18 protein-coding genes are annotated in these 20,189 nt (G+C 73.5%); 13 read left to right on the top strand and 5 right to left on the bottom strand.

Annotated elements, in window-relative coordinates; genetic code table 11:
- Positions 1-3: 3 nt before the first annotated feature.
- Complete coding sequence (locus ACZ4YY_RS30750; protein WP_468297726.1) at positions 4-723, bottom strand: TetR/AcrR family transcriptional regulator; 720 nt, start codon at positions 721-723, stop codon at positions 4-6.
- A 63-nt stretch (positions 724-786) separates the two neighbouring features.
- Between ACZ4YY_RS30750 and ACZ4YY_RS30745 the strand changes: the two genes are divergently transcribed.
- From ACZ4YY_RS30745 to ACZ4YY_RS30735, 3 genes are read left to right on the top strand one after another with little or no spacing between them, the layout of a single operon-like run.
- On the top strand, positions 787-1,731 hold the full coding sequence (locus ACZ4YY_RS30745; protein WP_468297724.1) for an ATP-binding cassette domain-containing protein: 945 nt from the start codon (positions 787-789) through the stop codon (positions 1,729-1,731).
- A gap of 26 nt (positions 1,732-1,757) precedes the next feature.
- Positions 1,758-2,510, top strand: a complete 753-nt coding sequence (locus ACZ4YY_RS30740) for an ABC transporter permease (protein WP_468297768.1) — start codon at positions 1,758-1,760, stop codon at positions 2,508-2,510.
- Positions 2,511-2,543: 33 nt separating this feature from the next.
- On the top strand, positions 2,544-3,740 hold the full coding sequence (locus ACZ4YY_RS30735; RefSeq protein ID WP_468297721.1) for a CaiB/BaiF CoA transferase family protein: 1,197 nt from the start codon (positions 2,544-2,546) through the stop codon (positions 3,738-3,740).
- A 9-nt stretch (positions 3,741-3,749) separates the two neighbouring features.
- On the opposite strand, the gene ACZ4YY_RS30730 is transcribed toward ACZ4YY_RS30735, so the two are convergent.
- The 3 genes from ACZ4YY_RS30730 to ACZ4YY_RS30720 all read right to left on the bottom strand — a co-directional run bounded on the left by ACZ4YY_RS30730 (position 3,750) and on the right by ACZ4YY_RS30720 (position 5,500).
- Positions 3,750-4,025 (bottom strand): hypothetical protein, encoded by a 276-nt coding sequence (locus tag ACZ4YY_RS30730; protein ID WP_468297718.1) that lies wholly within the window; start codon positions 4,023-4,025, stop codon positions 3,750-3,752.
- 126 nt (positions 4,026-4,151) lie between these two features.
- Positions 4,152-4,961: an anti-sigma factor gene (locus ACZ4YY_RS30725; RefSeq protein WP_468297715.1), complete on the bottom strand. Its 810-nt coding sequence runs from the start codon at positions 4,959-4,961 to the stop codon at positions 4,152-4,154.
- Entirely contained in the window at positions 4,958-5,500 is a 543-nt protein-coding gene (locus ACZ4YY_RS30720) for a sigma-70 family RNA polymerase sigma factor (protein ID WP_468297712.1), read from the bottom strand. The genes ACZ4YY_RS30725 and ACZ4YY_RS30720 overlap by 4 nt, the downstream gene beginning before the upstream one ends.
- A 208-nt stretch (positions 5,501-5,708) precedes the next feature.
- Between ACZ4YY_RS30720 and ACZ4YY_RS30715 the strand changes: the two genes are divergently transcribed.
- The 4 genes from ACZ4YY_RS30715 to ACZ4YY_RS30700 all read left to right on the top strand — a co-directional run bounded on the left by ACZ4YY_RS30715 (position 5,709) and on the right by ACZ4YY_RS30700 (position 12,440).
- Complete coding sequence (locus ACZ4YY_RS30715; RefSeq protein WP_468297709.1) at positions 5,709-7,238, top strand: DUF4331 domain-containing protein; 1,530 nt, start codon at positions 5,709-5,711, stop codon at positions 7,236-7,238.
- A 333-nt stretch (positions 7,239-7,571) separates the two neighbouring features.
- Positions 7,572-9,092 (top strand): tetratricopeptide repeat protein, encoded by a 1,521-nt coding sequence (locus tag ACZ4YY_RS30710; protein WP_468297706.1) that lies wholly within the window; start codon positions 7,572-7,574, stop codon positions 9,090-9,092.
- Complete coding sequence (locus ACZ4YY_RS30705) at positions 9,089-10,768, top strand: HoxN/HupN/NixA family nickel/cobalt transporter (protein WP_468297703.1); 1,680 nt, start codon at positions 9,089-9,091, stop codon at positions 10,766-10,768. Before ACZ4YY_RS30710 ends, ACZ4YY_RS30705 begins: the two co-directional genes overlap by 4 nt.
- Before the next feature lie 43 nt (positions 10,769-10,811).
- Entirely contained in the window at positions 10,812-12,440 is a 1,629-nt protein-coding gene (locus ACZ4YY_RS30700; RefSeq protein ID WP_468297699.1) for a serine/threonine-protein kinase, read from the top strand.
- Between the two features lie 7 nt (positions 12,441-12,447).
- Here ACZ4YY_RS30700 and ACZ4YY_RS30695 read toward each other — a convergent pair whose 3' ends face one another.
- A complete protein-coding gene (locus ACZ4YY_RS30695; protein ID WP_468297696.1) occupies positions 12,448-13,254 on the bottom strand; it encodes an SGNH/GDSL hydrolase family protein in 807 nt (268 codons plus the stop codon).
- A 306-nt stretch (positions 13,255-13,560) separates the two neighbouring features.
- On the opposite strand from ACZ4YY_RS30695, the gene ACZ4YY_RS30690 reads away from it, so the two are divergent.
- The 6 genes from ACZ4YY_RS30690 (at position 13,561) to ACZ4YY_RS30665 (ending at position 20,180) form a co-directional block, all read left to right on the top strand.
- Positions 13,561-14,769: a S8 family peptidase gene (locus ACZ4YY_RS30690; protein ID WP_468297693.1), complete on the top strand. Its 1,209-nt coding sequence runs from the start codon at positions 13,561-13,563 to the stop codon at positions 14,767-14,769.
- A 566-nt stretch (positions 14,770-15,335) separates the two neighbouring features.
- Positions 15,336-16,175, top strand: a complete 840-nt coding sequence (locus ACZ4YY_RS30685; RefSeq protein ID WP_468297690.1) for a glycosyltransferase family 2 protein — start codon at positions 15,336-15,338, stop codon at positions 16,173-16,175.
- Positions 16,172-17,203, top strand: a complete 1,032-nt coding sequence (locus tag ACZ4YY_RS30680) for a glycosyltransferase family 2 protein (protein ID WP_468297687.1) — start codon at positions 16,172-16,174, stop codon at positions 17,201-17,203. The genes ACZ4YY_RS30685 and ACZ4YY_RS30680 overlap by 4 nt, the downstream gene beginning before the upstream one ends.
- The gene (locus ACZ4YY_RS30675) at positions 17,200-18,000 is read left to right on the top strand and encodes a polysaccharide deacetylase family protein (RefSeq protein ID WP_468297684.1); all 801 of its coding nucleotides are present in this window, start codon (positions 17,200-17,202) and stop codon (positions 17,998-18,000) included. Before ACZ4YY_RS30680 ends, ACZ4YY_RS30675 begins: the two co-directional genes overlap by 4 nt.
- A gap of 147 nt (positions 18,001-18,147) precedes the next feature.
- Entirely contained in the window at positions 18,148-19,242 is a 1,095-nt protein-coding gene (locus tag ACZ4YY_RS30670) for a DUF5925 domain-containing protein (protein ID WP_468297682.1), read from the top strand.
- A 176-nt stretch (positions 19,243-19,418) separates the two neighbouring features.
- Entirely contained in the window at positions 19,419-20,180 is a 762-nt protein-coding gene (locus ACZ4YY_RS30665) for a DUF72 domain-containing protein (RefSeq protein ID WP_468297679.1), read from the top strand.
- The last annotated feature ends 9 nt before the right edge of the window (positions 20,181-20,189 follow it).

The following is a 20,189-nucleotide window of genomic DNA, read 5'->3' as shown; positions in this document are numbered from 1 at the left end:
GGATCATTGCTCGGGCCGGGGCGCGAAGGCGTCCAGGACCCGGTGCAGCGCCAGGTCGAACACCGCCTCCAGGTCGATGGGGCCCGGGTCCTCCGCGAAGGCCGCCGCCATCCGGGGATAGGCACCGCCGGCCACCTGGCTCCCGAGATACGCGATCCGCGCCGCGTTCTCCTCCTCCACCGACCACGGCAGCGACCGTGCCCGCTCGGCGGTCGCCAGCTCGTTGGCCACGTACATGGTCACCACACCGTTCAGCATCCCGACGAGCTGCATCTTCGTGCCGTAGGTCATGTCCAGCGGGTCCAGGCAGGCCAGACAGTGCTCCAGGTAGCGCAGCGCGTTCGGGCTGAAGCCGTGGACGGGGGACATCAGCCGGGGCAGCCAGGGGTGGCGTTGCATCAGCGCCCGGGTCTGGCGGCCCACCCTGAGCATGTCGGCGCGCCAGTCCCCGCTCGGCTCCCACAGCTCGTGCTCACCGCCGGCCGCGTCCACCATCAGCTCGTACAGGTCCTCCTTGCGGGGGACGTAGTTGTACAGCGACATCGTGCCGCAGCCCAGCTCGGCCGCCACGTGACGCATGGTCACGGCGTCGAGTCCGTCGGCGTCGGCGATCCGGACGGCCGCCGCCGCGATGTCCGCACGCGAGTACGCCGGTCTGGGCCCCCGTCCCGTCCGCTCGGGACGGGACCAGATCACTTCGGGTACGGCCGCTCGGCCCGCCATCGCTCATCACCTCGGCCACCATCGTAGTTACGTACGACGTACGTAGTGCGCTATGGTCACCCCATGACGACTACGTACGCTGTACTTAGTGAAGGTCTGGGGAAGCGGTTCGGCGAGGTGGTCGCCCTGCGGGGGCTGGACCTGGCCGTCGAGCGGGGCACGGTCTGCGGGCTCCTCGGGCCGAACGGGGCGGGCAAGACCACCGCGGTGCGTCTCCTGACGACGCTGCTGCGGCCGGACGCCGGCTCGGCCCGGGTCGCGGGCCACGACCTGGTCCGGGAGGCCGCCGCCGTACGGCGTGCCATCGGCGTCACGGGCCAGTACGCCTCGGTGGACGGCGACCTCACCGGCCGGCAGAACCTGCGCCTGTTCGCCCGGCTGCACCGGGTGCGCGGCCCGGCGCGGCGCGCCGACGAGCTGCTGGAGCGCTTCGGGCTCGGCGAGGCCGCCGACCGCCCCGCGTCGACCTGGTCGGGCGGCATGCGCCGCCGTCTCGACATCGCGGCCGGCCTGGTCCGCCGCCCGGAGGTGCTCTTCCTCGACGAGCCGACGACCGGACTGGACCCGGCCGGCCGCAACCGGATCTGGGACGCCGTGCGGGACCTGCGGCGCGAGGGGACGACCGTGCTGCTGACCACCCAGTACCTGGAGGAGGCGGACCGGCTCGCCGACGACATCGCCCTGGTGGACCGCGGGCGTGTCGCCCACACCGGTTCGCCGGGCCACCTCAAGGCGCTCGTCGGCTCCTACGCGGAGGTGGTCGTCACCGACCCGGACGCGCTGACGCAGGCGGCGGGCGTCCTGGACCAGCTCACCGGCGGGCGGCCGTCGATCGACCGCGCCCGCGGTGCCGTCGGCGCGGTCACCCGCGACACCACGCTCACCCTGCCCCGGCTGGTGCGCGCGCTCGACACCGCGGGCGTGCCGCTGCTCGACGCGAGCCTGAGACCCCCCACCCTCGACGACGTGTTCCTGCGCCTGACGGCCGCCGGGGAGGCCGCCGCGTGAACGGCCTCGCCCACGACGGAACCGTCATGCTGGGACGGCAGTTGCTGCGGATCCGCAACAACCCGGCCCTGGTCGTCCTCACCCAGACCATGCCGGTCACGATGCTGCTCTTCTTCGGCTACGTCTTCGGCAGCGCGCTGGCCATGCCGGGCGCGGAGTACCGCTCCTTCCTCGTGCCGGGCCTGCTGGTGGCGACCGCCGCCAACGGGATCATGACGGGCATGTTCCAGGCGGCTCAGGACGTGCACCGGGGCGTCACCGACCGGCTGCGGACCCTTCCGGTGAGCCGGGCGGCGGTGCCGCTCGGGCAGGCGGTCGCCGACCTCGTCGTCACGGCCGCGGGCACCGTGCCGTTCCTGCTGGTGGCGCTCGCGGTGGGCTGGCGGGTGGAGGGCTCCGTCCCCGCGGCGGCCGGCGCCCTCGCCCTGCTGCTGCTCTTCCGGTTCGCGTGCACCTGGGCGGGGATCTTCCTCGGGATCCTCTCCCGCAGCGAGGAGGCGGCCGGCCAGCTGGGCAGTGCGACGTTCATGCTGCCGCTGCTGTCCAACGCCTACATCCCCACCGACCACCTGCCGGGCTGGTTGCGCACGCTCGCCGAGTGGAACCCGATCAGCGCGCTCACCACCGCCCTGCGGGACCTGTTCGACAACGCGCCGGTGCCCCAGGGTGCCGCCTGGCCGGTGGCGCACCCGGTCGCCGGTTCGCTGGCCTGGTGCCTGGTGCTGATCGCGGTGTTCGCGCCGCTGGCCGTGCGCGCCCACGCCCGCCCCCGGGCATGACAAACCCGTGAGCCGGGAGCCATGATCCACCCCATGGACCAGCTCCCCCCGCCCCTTGCGGGCGTCACCGTCGTCGCCGTCGAGCAGGCCGTCGCGGCCCCGTTCGCCACCCGGCAGCTCGCCGACCTGGGCGCCCGGGTGATCAAGGTCGAGCGGATCGACGGCGGCGACTTCGCCCGCGGCTACGACACCGCCGCCCGCGGCCTCGCCTCGCACTTCGTGTGGTGCAACCGCGGCAAGGAGTCGATCGCCCTGGACCTGAAGGACCCGCGCGGCCTGGACGTCGTACGACGGCTGGTCGCGGACGCGGACGTCTTCGTGCAGAACCTCGCCCAGGGAGCGGCGGCCCGGCTCGGCCTGGACGCGGCCACCCTGTGCGCGGCGCACCCCCGGCTGATCGCCGTCGACATCTCCGGGTACGGGGCGTCGGGACCCTACGCCGGCAAACGGGCGTACGACATGCTCGTGCAGTGCGAGGCCGGGCTGGTGTCGGTGACCGGGACGCCCGACCGGCCGGTGAAGGCGGGCGTCCCGGCGGCGGACATCGCGGCGGCCATGTACGCCTTCTCGGGGGTGCTGGCGGCGCTGGTGCGGCGCGGCGCGACCGGGCGGGGCGGGCCGGTGGAGGTGTCGATGCTGGAGGCGCTCGCGGAGTGGATGGGACACCCCCTGCACCACGTGCTGCACGGGGGGACCGCCCCGGCCCGCACCGGCCTGGCGCACGCCGTGATCGCGCCCTACGACGCCTACCCCACCGCCGACGGCGGGCGGGTGCTGCTGTCGGTGCAGAACGACCGCGAGTGGCGGCGCCTGGCCGAACGGGTCCTCGGGCAGCCGGAGCGGGGGACCGAACCGGAGTTCGCGACGAACGCGGCGCGGGTGGCGCACCGGGACCGCACGGACGAGCTGGTCGGCGCGGCGCTGGCGCGACTGGACACCGACGAGGCGCTGGCGCGACTGGAGGGCGCCGGCATCGCCTGCGCGCGCCTGAGGGACCTGCACGAGCTGGCCGAGCATCCGCAGCTGGCGGCCCGTGAGCGGTGGCGGGAGGTGGACTCGCCGGTCGGGCCGTTGCGGGCGCTGCTGCCCCCGATCACACTGCCGGGCGGGGCGGAGGCGCGGATGGGGGCTGTGCCCGCGCTCGGGGAGCACACCGGGGCGGTGCTGCGTGCCGTGGGGATGACGGACGACGAGATCGCAGCGCTTCGCCGGGACGGTGTGGCCGCCTGAGCGCGGGCTTCAGTGCTTGTTGCTGCCGCCGAACAGCGAACGGCGCAGTCGACGCAGTGGCGCGAAGAGCGAGACACGGCTCACCCGGGCGCCCCTGGAGCTGCGGTGGGCGGGCTCACGTGCGGTCAGTTCCCGCATCAGCGAGGTCGCCTCGACGGTCTCCCGCTGCGGGATGGCGGGACCCGCCAGCACCGAGAGATGGCGGTCGAGACGCGAACTGCTCGCGCTGCTGCCGCAGGTGATCGCAGGGACCCTCGCCCTGCTGCGCATCGTTATCTGTTCCATGTCACTCCCCACCCGTACGAGTCCACCCGGCCCGGGCAGGGTAACCCTATCGCCCCGTCGAGGCACACGTGTATCGCGGTCACAGGATTCACCTTCCCCGTAAGGGGGTTGACAATGCCTCTTCGGTCACTCTCCGAATCCGACCGTTTTCAGGGTGAGTTGTACAACCGGCTGCGTGGTGGGCTGAGGCGACCCGCCGTCGGGCTCGACGGTCACAGCCAGTGACGTGGCGGAGGCTTCCAGGCCGGTCGCGACCAGGGGCGTGTCGCCGTCGAAGAGGCCGAGGGAGCGCGGTTGCGCGCCGGGGCGCATGAGCCACAGCTGGTGCACCTGCCCGGCGGCCAGTCCGTCGTAGCCGTTGAGTGTGACGATCGCCTCCCCCTCCGAAGCGGAAGCGATTACTCCGATACTTCGGCCCCGAGCGTCCTGACCGGTGCTCGCCCGGGCGTCCGGAGCTGCGAGAACGTGGGCGATCTCACGTGCCTGGGCGCGCTCGGCGTCCAGTCGGTCCTGGGTGCGGTCGGCCTGGACGGCGAAGAGGGAGGCGACGACGAGGGCGGCGGCGGCCGTCGCTGTGGCGAACGGCACGAACAGCGGGCGGCGCGCACGGGGCGCACGGGTGCGCCCGGGCAGCGGCTGTATGCCCCAGACGTGCGGCGGCAGTCGGGGCGCGCGCTCGCGTACCGGCGCGGGCCGCGGGTCCTGCGGCGTCGACCGCACGGCGGCCAGCACCCGGTCGCGCATCGCGGGCGGCGGCGGGGCGGCCGTCGACCAGGCGAGCCGGACGGCGTCCTCGGACAGCTCCCGCACCTGCGCGGCGCAGCGGTCGCAGCTCTTCAGGTGCTTCTCGAAGCGGTGGCGCTCACCGGCGTCGAGGGCGTCGAGCGCGTAGGGCGCGGCGAGCGAGTGCAGGTCCTCGCGGCGGAACAGGATCATGCGGCTCCTCCCAGGCAGTCGCGCAGCCGCGTGAGTCCGTCGCGCATCCGGGTCTTGACGGTGCCCAGCGGCAGGGACAGCCGCTCGGCCACCTCACGGTAGGTGTAGCCGTCGTAGTAGGCGAGGGTGACGGACTGGCGTTGCAGGCTCGTCAGCCGGTCCAGGCAGCGGCGGACCAACTGGCGCTCCAGCCCGGCCTCGACCTCCTCGGACACCTGGTCGAAGGCGGGGTGGTGGGCGCGCTGGGCCTCGCGCTGCTCGCGCTCACCGGCCGCGCGGGCGCTGCGCACCCGGTCGACGGCGCGGCGGTGGGCAAGGGTGAGGATCCACGACAGGGCGCTGCCGCGTCCGGGATCGAAGCGGGCGGCCGAGCGCCAGGCCTCCAACAGCACCTCCTGCGCCACCTCCTCCGACTGCGCGGGGTCGCGCACCACGCGACGCACGAGACCGAACACCGGGCCGGACACCAACGCGTAGAGCTGCTCGAAGGCCCTCTGGTCACCGCCCGCCACCAGGACCAGCAGTTCGTCCGCCTCCATACGGTCCCCCTCCCGACGGCCGCACCCGGGCCGTCCCGTCCTACCGGGCATTGGCAACGCACACACCTCCGAGGGAGGTAATACGGATCGCCGGGCTGGAAACGCGGGTCGGAGACCGGAAAAAAGTTTTTCGTCTCCGACCAATCCGAACCGCCCCTCCGCTCCGTATTCCTGTCCGTCAGGCAAGTTGGCACGGAGGACGGACGGCATGGAAGCAATCTCCAGCAGCGGCGCGGGACGCAGGGGCGTCGCGACTCTCATATGCGGTGCGCTGGCCGCCGGAGGTCTCGCGGCCGCCGGTGCGGCCGCGCTGGAACCACGGACGGCGTCGGCCTCCAGCCACCGGGAGGCGCCGCTGATCTCGGGGACCCCGCAGTACGACAACACCGACGTGTACGCCTTCGTCAGCCCGGACAAGCCGGACTCGACGACGATCATCGCGAACTGGACCCCCTTCGAGGAGCCGGCCGGCGGCCCCAACTTCTTCCCCTTCGCCGAGGACGCCCAGTACGACCTCCACGTCGACCGGGACGGCGACGCGCGGCAGGACCTGACGTTCCGGTACACGTTCCGGACGCACGTCAAGAACAAGAAGACGTTCCTCTACAACACCGGTGCCGTCGAGAGCCTGGACGACCCCGACCTGAACGTGACGCAGACGTACGACCTGGAGCTGCTCAAGCTGAAGAGGGGGAAGGTCGCCCACCGGACCAAGCTGGCGGACAACGTGCCGGTGGCACCGTCGAACGTCGGCAAGGCGTCGATGCCGGACTACGCCAAGCTGCGCGGCCAGGCGGTCTACAAGCTCTCCAACGGCGCCCAGACCTTCGCCGGCCAGGCCGACGACCCGTTCTTCCTCGACCTGCGCGTCTTCGACCTGCTGTACGGCGGGAACCTCTCCGAGGTCGGCAACGACACGCTCAAGGGCTACAACGTCAACTCCATCGCCCTGCAGGTCCCGAACGACCTGATCGCCGAGTCGTCCCACCAGCCGATCGTGGGCATCTGGTCGACGACCCAGCGCGAGAACGCCGAGGGCTACTACACGCAGGTCTCGCGGCTGGGCAGCCCCCTGGTCAACGAGGTCGTCAACCCCATCAAGGACAAGGACCGGTTCAACGCGTCCGAGCCCAAGGACGACGCCCGGTTCCTGAAGAACGTCACCAACCCCGAGCTGCCGAAGCTCATCGAGGCGATCTACAAGATCAAGGCGCCCGCCGAGCCGCGCAACGACCTGGTGGACGTGTTCCTCAAGGGCGTCAAGGGCCTCAACCAGCCTCCGCACGTGACGCCTTCGGAGCAGCTGCGCCTGAACACCTCCGTCAAGCCGGCCGCCGAGCCCAAGCGGCTGGGCGTCCTGGACGGCGACACCGCGGGCTTCCCGAACGGCCGCCGGCTCACCGACGACGTGATCGACGCCTCGCTCCAGGTCGTCGAGGGTGAACTGCTCGGCGCGAAGAACGACCTGGGCGACGCCGTCGACAAGAACGACAAGGAGTTCGAGAAGGCCTTCCCGTACGTCGCGCTGCCGACCGAGGGTTCCCGCGGCCCGCTCGCCAAGGGCACCGGCGGCAACGACGTCCGCAACCAGCTCGGTGACGCCCTTCAGCCGGCGTCCGCCTGGGGCGACGGCAACACCACGCTGATCGCCGCCTCCGCCGGCGCCGGCGCGGCCGGAATCCTCCTCATCGGCGGTGGCCTGATGTGGTGGCGTCGGATGCGGGGCCGGGCCTACTAGGGGGTGTTTAGAAAGTCCCGCACAGCACCCACGGCGCCCGGCACGCCCTCTCGCCGCACCGGCCGAAAGCCCGAGTACACCCAGTACGAGCGCTTCCGTCCGGCACGCCGAGAGCACGCACCGGACACCGCGAGCACCGCACAGGACTTTCGAAACACCCCCTAGGGGTGTTGACACCCCCAAGGCCACCCGCCGACACCTGAGCCGGGCCGGGGAGAATCCTGCGCTCCCCGGCCCCACCGACGGGCGCGGCCCGCGTGTCCATTCCCCCACGGCGCGGGCCGCGCCCCCCCACCCGCAGGCAGATCCACCCCAGGCGACCAAGGAGAGGGCATGTCCCCGCGCACCACCCACGCCGAACCGGACCCCGGGTCACCGGCCCCGGGACCGACCCCCGAGGACACGCCCGGCACCGAAGGGCCGGCCTCCGGCGTGGCGGAGTCGGAGTCCTCGGACGCGGCCGAAGCCACGGCCGAGGTCGACGTCCGGGTCGCCGCGGTGCGACGGGTCGCGGCCCTCGGGCGGCGCCGGCGGGCGGTCGGGACGGCGGCCTGCGCGGCGATGCTGGCCGTGGGGCTCACCGCCGGGGCGATCGCGTTCGGGGCCGCCGGGGACAGCGGGGGCAGGTCCGTGACGGCGGCCGCCGCGCTGCCGCCGGGGGCGCTCACCGGAGGCGACCTGAACGCCGGCATCACCGCGCTCCAGGCCCATCTGCGCGCCCAGCCCAAGGACTTCGGCGGCTGGGCCACCCTCGGGCTGGCCTACGTCGAGCAGGCGCGCACCCAGGGCGACCCCTCCCGCTACCCGCAGGCCGACGAGGCACTGCGGCGCTCGCTCGAGCTGCGCCCCGACAACGACCAGGCCCTGTCCGGCCGGGCCGCCCTCGCCGCCGCCCGCCACGACTTCCCCGGCGCCCTCGAGCACGCCGACCGCGCCCTCGCGGCCAACCCCTACAACGAACGCGCCCTCTGCTCCCGCGTCGACGCCCTCGTCGAGCTCGGCCGCTACGTGGACGCGGAGAAGGCCGCCCGCGTCGCCGACCGACGGCGGCCGGGGGTACCGGTGTTCACGCGGTACGCGTACGTCCACGAGCTGCGCGGCGACGTCACCACCGCCCGCCGCGTGCTGGAGAAGGCGCTCGCGGCGTCCGTCTCCCCCGGTGACGTCGCCTACGTCGCCACCCAGCTCGGGCAGCTCGCCTGGAGCCAGGGCCGCTACGCGGACGCCCTCACCCACTACGCCCGCGCCCTCGCCGCCGACGACACCTACCTCCCGGCGCTCGAAGGGCGGGCCCGCGCCCAGGCCGCGAGCGGACAACTCGCCGACGCGATCGCGGGGTTGGAGGGTGTCGTCGCCCGCTTCCCGCTGCCCGGTCCGCTCGTCGAACTGGGTGAGCTGTACGAGACCCGCGGCGGCGCGGGCGACGAGGCGAAGGCCGAGGAGCAGTACACCCTCGTCGACGCCTGGACCGCCCTCGCCCGCGCGGGCGGCGTCAACGTCGACCTCGACACCGCCCTCGCCGCCGCCGACCACGGCGACAGGGCGGCGGCCCTGCGCGCGGCCCGCGCCGAGTGGGCCCGCCGGCACACCGTGCACACGGCCGACGCCCTCGCCTGGGCCCTGCACGTCAACGGCAGGGACGCGGAGGCCCTCCCCTACGCCCGGCAGGCCACGGCGACCGGATACCGCAACGCGGCCTTCCTGTACCACCGTGGGGTGATCGAGGCCGCCACCGGTCACGCGCAGGAGGCCCGCAGCCATCTCACGGCGGCCCTGAAGCTGAACCCCGGCTTCTCCGCGCCGGGCGCGCGCGCGGCCCGTACCGCACTGAAGACGCTGGAGGCGGCCAAGTGAGACTCCGTCGTGTGTCCGCCTCCTGCGCGGCCGTTCTGACGGCCGGCTGCGCGCTCGCGCTGCTCCCTTCCACCAGCGCGAGCGCGCACCCCCTCGGCAACTTCACCGTCAACCGCTACGACGGCCTGGTCGCCGCACCCGGGCAGTTGCGCGTCGACCACGTCGAGGACCTCGCCGAGATCCCGGCGACCCAGGTGAAGCCGGACGTCGAACGGCTCGGCATGACCGAGTGGGCCCGCCGGCGGTGCGCGACGGCCGCCGCGGACAGCGCACTCACCGTGAACGGCCGTACGGTCGCCCTCACGGCCGCCGGCGCCGAGGCGGTCGTGAGGCCCGGCCAGGCGGGGCTCGACACCCTGCGCGTGCAGTGCCGGCTGACGGCTCCGCTGCCCGAGGGCGAGAGCGTCACCCTCACCTTCCGCGGCGCGGGTGCCTCCTCCGGTCCCGGCTGGCGCGAGATCACCGCGCGCGGCGACCGCATGACGCTCACCGACTCCGATGTGCCGGCCGCGTCGATCTCGGACGAACTCGCCGACTATCCGGCGGAGTTGCTCTCCTCCCCCGCCGACACCGCGACCGCCTCCCTGCGGGTGCGGCCCGGCGGCCCGGCCCTCGCCGAGCGGGACGGGGACGCGCCCGCCGCGTCCGTCCTGCCCCGCGGCGTCGACCGCTGGACGCGGGCCCTGGACAGCCTCGTCGCCCGGCAGGACCTCACCCTCGGCTTCGCCGCCCTCGCCCTGGTCGTCGCCGTCGTCCTCGGCGCGATGCACGCGGTCGCGCCCGGTCACGGCAAGACGCTCATGGCGGCGACGGCCGCCGCCCGGGGCGGCCGGGCCCGCCTCCGGGACGTCATGCCGCTGGCCGCGTCGGTCACGGTCACCCACACGCTCGGCGTCGTCGCCCTCGGCCTCCTGGTCACCGCCGGTTCGGCCGCGGCCCCCTCGGTGATCGCCTGGCTGGGACTGGCGAGCGGCGCCCTGGTTCTCTTCGCGGGCGCGACCCTCGTCCGCCGTGCCTGGCACCAGCGCGGGCACGAGCACGGTCCCGGGGGCGGGCACGCGCACGGGCCGGGGGACGGTCACGGGCACGCCCACACCCAGGCCCCCGCCCGTCAACTCGCCCTCGTCGGCGCCCCCGGCGAACACACACACGACGCCCACCGTCACGACCCCCACGGCCATGCCCGTGATCACGACCACCACGATCACGACCACCACGATCACGGCCACGGCCACGGCCACACTCACGCCCACGAGCACGGCCACGCCCACGAGCACGGCCACGCCCTCACCCACACCCACGGCGGCCACACCCACACCCACTCCACCTCCCCCACGCTCCGGGGCACGATCCTCCTCGGCTTCGCCGGAGGGCTCGTCCCCAGCCCCTCCGCCGTCGTCGTACTGGTCGGCGCGGCGGCGCTCGGGCACGCCTGGTTCGGGCTGCTGCTGGTCGTCGCCTACGGGGTCGGACTCGCGCTGACCCTGACCGCCGCCGCGTTCGCCGTCGTCCGGCTGGGGACGGGCGCGACCCGGTTCCTGGAGCGCGGCCCGCGCTGGACGACGCATCCGGTCGCCGTCCTGGTCCGCCGGAACGTGCCCCTGTGGTCCGCGCTCCTCGTGGTGGCGCTCGGGGTCGGACTGGTGCTCAAGGGGGCCGCATCCGTCCTCGCCTGAGCTACGTTTGTGGAGGTATTCGCCGGGATGCGAAGGGGGCGCGGTGTCCGAGGAACCGGGCAGTGAACGTCTGATCGCGGGCCGCTACCGCCTGCTGTCCCCGCTCGGCGAGGGCGGCATGGGCACGGTGTGGCGGGCCCGGGACGAGGTGCTGCACCGCGAGGTCGCCGTGAAGGAGGTGCGTGCCCCGGCCGGGCTGCCGGCCGGCGACGTCGAGCGGCTGTACGCCCGGCTGGAACGCGAGGCCTGGGCGGCGGCCCGGGTCGCGAACCGCAACGTGGTGACCGTGTACGACGTGGCCACGCAGGACGGACGGCCGTGGATCGTCATGGAGCTGGTGCGCGGGATCTCGCTCGCCGACCAGCTGGACGCCGAGGGTCCGCTGGACCCGGCGCGGGCCGCGCACGTCGGGGCGGAGGTGCTGTCCGCGCTGCGGGCGGCGCACGGGGCCGGGGTGCTGCACCGCGACGTGAAGCCGGCCAACGTGCTGCTGTCGAACGACGACCGGGTGGTGCTCACCGACTTCGGCATCGCCACCGTCGAGGGCACCTCGGCGCTGACCATGACCGGCGAGGTGATCGGGTCGCCGGAGTTCCTCGCGCCGGAGCGCGCGCTGGGGCGTACGCCGGGCCCCGAGTCGGACCTGTGGTCGCTGGGGGTGCTGCTGTACGCCTCGGTGGAGGGGCACTCCCCGTTCCGGCACGACACCCCGCTGAGCACCCTGCGCGCGATCGTCGACGAGGAGCTGCCGCCGCCGTACCGGGCGGGGCCGCTCACCCCGGTCATCGAGGGGCTGCTGCGCAAGGACCCGGCCGACCGTCTGCCGGCCGAGGTGGCGGAGCGGGAGCTGCGGATCGTCGCCGCGGGCGGCACCGTCACCTCGTCGCGGACGGCGGTGCCGGCACCGTATCCGCCGCCGGGCGCGGATCTGCACCGGACTCCGCGGCCGTCGGGCACCGCCCCCTTCCCGCAGCAGCCGCCCCCTCCCGGGACGGGTGGCGGGTCGACCACGGCCCGGACCGGGCCGGGGCGCGACCGGCGGGCCGCCGGTGTGCTGGTCGCCGGTGTCACGGCCCTGGCGCTGGCGGTCGCCGGGCTGACGTACGCGCTGCTGACCCGGGACGACGGGGGCGACGGGGGTGGCGGGGGTTCCGGCGGGACCACCACCGGCCAGTCGCAGGGCGTGACGCCGTCGGCGTCGGTCCGGGAGAGCGGGACGCCGAGCGCGCAGTCCTCACCGAGCCCGAGCGTCGAGGACAGCGGGAGCGTCACGAGCGAGGCTCCGGCGCAGTCCGTCTCGGTCACCGTGTCCGGGTCGCGCACGGACTACTCCGGCGCCTGTCCGCCGCCGCGGGACGCGGCGCCCACCTTCACGGCGACCGTGACGGTCGGCCGGCTGCCCGCGCAGGTGTCCTACCGCTGGGTGGCGCAGGAGGGGGAGCTCGCGGACTCGGGCTGGAAGACTCTCGACTTCCCGGCGGACGGCGGGACGTCCCGGCAGACCCGGGTGACGGTCACGACGTACGCCGAGAGCGGGACGTACCGCAACGCCATCGCGATGGAGGTGCGTGAGCCGCGGCGGGTGACGTCGGACGCGGTGCCGTTCTCGGTCACGTGCGAGACGGAGGCCCCGTCGGACGGGGCCTCCCCCTCGGTGTCACCCTCGGAGTGACGGCGGTTCAGGCCGCGCTGTTCAGCACCGGCAGGTAGCCGCCCGACTGGCCGTTGGCGGTCGGGTGGTAGGACTCGCCGATGTTCAGCCAGTTGACGCTGTGCAGCCAGGAGCTGCCGGAGCAGATCTCGTGGCCGGTGAAGGTGGAGCGGACGTCGCCGAAGGTGAAGCCGTGCGCGGCGACGCGCTTGGCGATGGCGGTGTTGAGGTGGTCGGAGGCGTTGTTGATGGCGGTGCGCTTGGTCTCGGACATACCGAGACAGGCGGTGCCGGTCCGGTAGAAGCGGGGGTAGCCGATGACGACGACGTGGGCGTTCGGCGCCTTGGAGCGGATCGCCGAGTAGACGCCGTCGAGCTTGCCGGGGAGCGTGGAGTCGACGTACGCGCGGGCGGTGTCGATGCGGCTGACGCAGGTGCTGTCGGAGCCGGTCACACAGGTGGTCATGACATCGGCGAAGCCCGCGTCGTTGCCGCCGACGGTGATCGTGACGAGTCCGGTGGAGGAGTTGAGGGGGGCGAGCTGGCCTGAGAGGACGTCACCGGTCCGGGCACCCGAGCAGGCGGTGAACGCGAACGACGAGGGGGCGTGGGCGGCGTTCCACAAGTAGGGGTACGCCTTCGCGCTGCGCTTGCAGTCGCCGCTGGAGCTGATATAGCCCCCCGCGCCGACACCGGAGGAGTAGGAGTCGCCGAGCGCCACGTACCCGCCGGTTGCGGCGGGTACGGCGCCGTGCGCCGAGGCCGCCCCGGTGAGGGCGCTGGCGGCGGCGAGGAGGACCGAGCTGACGAAGACGGCAATGCGGGAACGTCTCATGGAACCTCCCTTTAGCAGGATCTCTGCCCCAACCGTCGTAGCAACTACGCGGGTTGACGGGAAGTGTTCATGCCAAGTCTTTTGGTGTCGTATCACGATTGATCAGGTCCCGTTTATTACGTGGCCATGTCAAGCTTGTTGACAAGACGTCAACTCCCTTGTGCAGGCCGGGTAGTTGAAACAGGCTGTGTCGCACCGAAGAGCGGCACGCCGCGACGCTCGACGCCGTGTGCGCGACTCCGCGCGCATCCCCCACAGACGCGCGTTCCACCCGAACGGGCGCAGCCAGCAGGAGGACTCCCTCGTATGGCACCACTTCGCAGCAACAAGGCCCGCGTCACCGCCGCCGTCACCGTGGCGGCCGCCGCCCTGGTCGGCGGGCTCACCGCGCTTCCCGCCCAGGCCGCCCCGGCCGAGGGCCGGGTGCTCGCGGCCGGCTCCCCCACGGCCGTCAAGGACAGCTACATCGTCACGCTGAAGCAGGATGCAGGCTTCAAGGCGTCGTCGGTGACCGGCAGGGATCTGATCGAGGAGTACGGCGGCACGGTCCGGAAGACGTTCGGCGCCGCGCTGAACGGCTACACGGCCACGCTCTCCGCCGCCGAGGCGAGGAGACTCGCCGCGGACCCGGCGGTCGCCGCCGTCGAGCAGGACCAGACCGTCCGCATCAGCGACACCACGCAGTCGAGCGCCCCGTGGGGCCTGGACCGCGTCGACCAGACCTCGCTCCCGCTGTCCGGCACGTACACCTACCCGGACTCCGCCGGCAGCGGCGTCACGGCGTACGTCATCGACACCGGCGTCCGCATCACCCACTCCCAGATCAGCGGACGGGCCGTCAACGGCTACGACGCCGTCGACGGCGACACCGTCGCGCAGGACGGCAACGGCCACGGCACGCACGTCGCCACGACGATCGCGGGCAGCACGTACGGCGTCGCCAAGAAGGCGAAGATCGTGGCGGTGCGGGTGCTGAACAACGCCGGCTCCGGCACCACGGCCGGCGTCATCGCGGGCATCGACTGGGTGACGGCGAACCACTCCGGCCCCTCGGTCGCCAACATGTCCCTCGGCGGCGGCGTCTCCACCACCCTGGACGCGGCCGTGCGCCGCTCCATAGCCAGCGGCGTCACCTACGCCGTCGCGGCGGGCAACAGCAGCACCACCGCCTCCTCGTCCTCCCCGGCCCGCGTGACCGAGGCCATCACCGTCGGCGCCACCACCAGCACCGACGCCAAGGCCGGTTACTCCAACTACGGTTCGGTCCTGGACATCTTCGCCCCCGGCTCGTCCATCACGGCCGGCTGGTACACCAGCGACACCGCCACCAACACCATCTCCGGTACGTCGATGGCGACGCCGCACGTCGCGGGCGCGGCCGCGGTCTACCTGGCGAACCACACCTCGGCCACCCCTGCCCAGGTCGCCACGGCACTGGTGAACGGCGCCACCACGGGCAAGGTCACCGGTGCGGGAACGGGCTCGCCGAACCGTCTGCTGAAGATCGTCCCTTGAGGGTCCGCGCACGCCATGTGATCCGAACACCGTCGGTCCGGCGGTGAGCTGACACACACGTTCCCCGGAGGCCGAGACCGCCTCCGGGGAACGTGTGTGTCAGCTCGGCGAACACCATCAGCCATCCTGCGGACCGGACGACCCGTTGCGTAACGGTCAAACGAACAAAAAGGTGAGGTCTCTTTCCAGGCCTTGCCATACGGGCGCAATCATCAATACCGTCATACATCTCACCCGCATCGGACCGTCGGCAAGCGGCTCTAGGGGAGGGCTCAAGGACCGCGAGGGGGTCCGGCGCGGGAGCGCGGTAGGGGGGTGCCGTGCTCGGTGACCGCACCTGGGTGACCGGGCCGTGCCGCGCGGTCGGCTGCCGTTTTCCGGGCCGTCCAGCTTTGCCAGCTCACCCGGCGTGCGCGGAGGGTTCCTCCGCCGTGCCGTGTCGCCGGTCGGCGGAGAGGTGTTCCGTCCTGCCGTGCGGCCGTGGGTGGGAAACCCCCCTTTCGAACCGGACGTGGATCCGGGCCGCCCAGGGGCGGGCGGTCCACCGGACGAGAGGGACCAGACTCATGAGTTCCGTTCTGCAGCCGGCCACATCGAGCGAGGACCTGCCGGATCCCTCGGCGCCCTCGACGGTCGGCACGTACCGGCCGATCTCCTCTCACCTGGCCATCGCGCCGCCGGTGAGCGTGGTCATCCCCGCGATGAACGAGGCCGAGAACCTTCCGTACGTCTTCAAGACCCTGCCGGACTGGATCCACGAGGTGGTCCTGGTCGACGGCAACTCCACCGACGACACCGTCGAGGTCGCGCGCGGACTGTGGCCCGGCGTCAAGGTCGTCGGGCAGCGGGGCCGGGGCAAGGGCGACGCCCTGATCACCGGCTTCGAGGCGTGCAGCGGCGACATCATCGTGATGGTCGACGCCGACGGCTCGGCCGACGGCAACGAGATTGTCTCCTACGTCTCCGCCCTGGTCTCCGGCGCGGACTTCGCCAAGGGCTCCCGCTTCGCCAACGGCGGCGGCACCGACGACATGACCTTCGTCCGCCGGCTGGGCAACCGGGTCCTGTGCGCCGTGGTCAACCGCAAGTTCGGCGCCCGCTACACCGACCTGTGCTACGGCTACAACGCCTTCTGGAGGCACTGCCTGGACAAGATCGACCTCGACTGCACCGGCTTCGAGGTCGAGACCCTGATGAACATCCGCGTCGTCAAGGCGGGCCTCAAGGTGCAGGAGATCCCCAGCCACGAGTACCTGCGCATCCACGGCGTCAGCAACCTGCGCGCCGTGCGCGACGGGCTGCGCGTGCTGCGGGTGATCCTCAACGAGCGGTCCAACCGGCGGGCGCTGCGCCGGCAGGCCCGCCACACGCGGATGCTCGACACGGTCCCGGGAGAGGTGTCTTGAGCCCGCACGGCACCCCGGCTCCCCACCCGCCGCGCATCTCCGTCGTCATCTGTGCCTACACCGAGGACCGCTGGCAGGACGTCCTCGCCGCCGTCGCCTCGGTGCGGGCGCAGTCCCGTCCGGCCCTGGAGACCCTGCTGGTCGTCGACCACAACCCGGCGCTGCGGGACCGGCTGGCCCGGGAGTACGAGGACGACGACACGGTCCGGGTGCTGGCCAACGCGGGCCCGCGCGGCCTGTCCGCCGGCCGCAACACCGGTGTGGCGGCCTCGCGCGGCGAGGTCGTCGCCTTCCTCGACGACGACGCCGTCGCCGAACGGGACTGGCTGCGCTGGTTCGCCCGCGGCTACGACGACCCCCGGGTGCTGGCCGTCGGCGGCCGCACGGTGCCGGTCTGGGCGTCCGGGCGACGGCCCGTGTGGTTCCCCGAGGAGTTCGACTGGGTGGTGGGCTGCTCCTACCGGGGTCTGCCGCCCGGCCGGGCCCGGGTGCGCAACGTCCTCGGCGGCAACGCCTCCTTCCGGCGCACGGCGTTCGACCTCGCGGGCGGCTTCGCCACCGGCATCGGGCGCGACGGCGACAGGCGGCCGCTGGGCGGGGAGGAGACGGAGCTGTGCATCCGGCTCGGCCGGGCCCGCCCCGACGCCGTGCTGCTCCTCGACGACCGCGCGGTGATCCACCACAAGGTGCCCGAGACGCGCGAGCACTTCGCGTACTTCCGCACCCGCACCTACGCCGAGGGCCTGTCCAAGGCGCTCGTCGCCCGCAGCGTCGGCGCCGGCAAGGGCCTGGAGTCCGAACGGCGGTACACCACCCGGGTGCTGCCGGCCGGGGTGGCCCGCGGGCTGCGCGACGGGGCGCTGGCCCGCCCCGGCGGAGCCCGCCGCGCGGGCGCCATCGTCGCCGGGGTGCTCGCCGCGGCCGGCGGCTACCTGGTCGGCAGCGTGCGGGCACGGCGGGCCGGCACGACCTTCTCGGTCGTACGGATCGACTCGGCGGGGCACGGGGACGAACGGGGGGCCGCATGACGGACGGGCGGGTTCCGATCCTCATGTACCACGCGGTCGCGGCGGACCCGAACGACGCCACCCACGCCCTGTCGGTCACGCCGGAGGCGTTCGCCGAGCAGATGACGCTGGTCGCGGACCGGGGTCTGACCCCGCTCACCACCGCCGGCCTCGCGGCCCGTTGGCGCTCCGGCCGGCCGCTGCCGGCCCGGCCCGTCCTGATCACCTTCGACGACGGCTACGAGGGCGTGCACCGCCACGCCCTCCCGGTGCTGGCCGCGCACGGCTTCACGGCCACGCTGTTCGTCTCCACCGGCTGGCTGCGGGGCGCGTACGACACCGGCGGCGGCCTCGACACCATGCTGGACTGGGGGCAGGTGCGCGACCTGGCGGCCGCGGACGTCGAGATCGGCGGCCACAGCCACACCCATCCGCAGCTCGACCAGCTCGGCGACGCCGCTCTGCGCGCCGAGCTGACCCGCTGCCGGGACATCGTCGCCGACGAACTGGGCGCCCTGCCCGTGTCGTTCGCCTACCCGTACGGCTACTCCAGCCGTCGGGTGCGCACGGCGGTGCGGGAGAACGGGTTCGCCCAGGCGCTCGCCGTGGGCAACGCGCTGGCCCGGCGCGCGCAGGGGCCGTACGCCCTGCGGCGGGTGACCGTGCGGCGCGGGACGGACGCCGAGGAGTTCGCGCGGCTCCTCGACGGCCGGGCGGTCGCCCGCGCCTTCGCCCGCGACCGGGCCCTGACCAAGGGGTACGCGATGGTCCGCAGGACCCGGCAGTTCCACCGCAGGGCCGTCGGCACGCTCCTGTGAGCCGACGGGGGCGACCGGGGCGAGTGCCGCCCCGGCGCCCTCCTCCGTCCCCCGCCTCCGTACGGCACGTGCCGGACACCTCCGACACACCGACGCCCGGTGCGGAAACCGGGTGCACGCGGGCCCCGTGTGCCGGATCATGGCGGCATGTCCGCGCACCCACACGAAGCCCTGCCGATCCGGCTCACCGTCGACGACTCCGACTCCCCGTCCGACGTCGTCGACGCGCTGTTCCTCGGCCGTTTCGCGACGGGCGAGCAGCCGTACTCGCACGCGGCGAACATCGACCGCGTGCGCTCCGGCGCGAACCTGCTGCCGGAGCGGGCCCGCGTGCTGCGCGTCGCCCGCGACGAGGACCGCAGCGCGACGCTCGCCGAGGGCGACGGCTGGACGCTGCTGATCTCCCGCTGGAACCGCGGCGCCGACGTCACGGTCACGGCGACCAGCGCCGAACTCGCGGCCGAGGTGCTCAACGAGGCCACGGACGGCGCCGCGGACGAACCCGAACCGCAGCCGGAGAACGTCACCATGGGCTTCTGGTACGTCTCCCCGCGACGCGGCCCGCACCGCACCACCCGTCAGATCTCCGCGGGCACCTGGGAGGAGATCCGCCCCAACTACACGGCGCCCGTGGCCGAGGCGATGGACCGGCTGATGGGGACCACCCCGCAGGACATCGCCGGCCGGCTGCTGCTCCTGCACGGCCCGCCCGGCACGGGCAAGACGTCGGCGCTGCGCACCCTCGCCCGGTCCTGGCGCGAGTGGTGCCAGGTGGACTGCGTCCTGGACCCCGAGCGGCTGTTCTCCGACGTCGGCTATCTCATGGACATCGCGATCGGCGAGGAGGACGGCACCGGCAAGAGCCGCTGGCGGCTGCTGCTCCTGGAGGACTGCGACGAACTGATCCGCGGCGAGGCCAAGCACACGGCGGGCCAAGCGCTGTCCCGGCTGCTGAACCTGACCGACGGACTGCTCGGGCAGGGCCGCAACGTGCTCGTGGGCGTGACGACCAACGAGGACCTGGAGCGCCTCCACCCGGCCGTCGTCCGCCCCGGCCGCTGTCTGGCCCGCATCGAGGTGGGCCCGCTGACCCGCCCGGAGGCGGTGCGGTGGCTCGGCACCGAGGAGGGTGTCGGCCGGGAGGGGGCGTCCCTCGCGGAGCTGTACGCGCTGCGGCGAGGGACCTCCCCGACGGCCCTGCCGGAGCCGCGGGGCGGGGCGGACGCGGGGTTGTACCTGTAAGGGGCCCTGCACGATGAGCGCCTGATCCGGCCGAGTGGTCCGGTGCCGGGCATCGCAAGGCGCCGGAGAGTCCTTGTGGCGGATCGACCAGGTCTTTCCGGCAACGCGGCGAGCGAGCGAGCGTGCCGGGCGTCGCGAGCCGGGCTCCCCGGAGCTCCAAGTGCTTTGATGGGGTGATGACCCTGTTCGTCGGCACGTCGGGGTGGCAGTACAAGGACTGGAAGGGTGTCCTGTACCCGGCCGACGTCCCCGTGCGGCGGTGGCTGGAGGAGTACGCGGAGCACTTCGCCACCGTCGAGATCAACAACGCGTTCTACCGGCTGCCGTCCCGGGAGACCTTCGCCTCCTGGGGCGAGCGCGTCCCGTCCGACTTCGTGGTGGCCGTCAAGGCGAGCCGCTACCTCACCCACATCAAGCGGCTGCGCGACCCCGAGGAGCCCGTGCACCGCCTGATGAGCCACGCGGCCGGTCTCGGTGCGCGCCTCGGCCCGGTCCTGCTGCAACTCCCGCCGACCCTGCGCGCCGACACCGCGCTGCTGGACGCCTGCCTCGCCTGCTTCCCGGCCGGCACCCGGGTCGCGGTCGAGCCCCGGCACGCCTCCTGGTGGACCCCGGCGGTCCGCGAGGTCCTGACGGCGCGGGGTGCGGCCCTGTGCTGGGCCGACGTCCTCTCCCGCCCGGTCACCCCGCTGTGGAGGACCGCCGACTGGGGGTACGTGCGCTTCCACCAGGGCCGTGCCCACCCCTGGCCGCACTACGGGCGGCGCGCCCTGGAGAGCTGGCTCGACCGCATCGCCACCACCTGGCCGGCCGACGCCGACGTCCACGCCTACTTCAACAACGACCCCGGCGGCGCGGCGGTCAGGAACGCGGCCCTGTTCGCGACGGCGGCCCAGCGGGCGGGTCTGCGCACGACCCGCGCCGTGCTGCCGGCGTGAGACGCGGCG

The sequence above is a fragment of the Streptomyces sp. NPDC030143 genome (genome assembly GCF_055573695.1).
The sequence above is the reverse complement of the archived record's forward strand: the minus strand, read 5'-3'. Positions and strand labels throughout refer to the sequence as shown.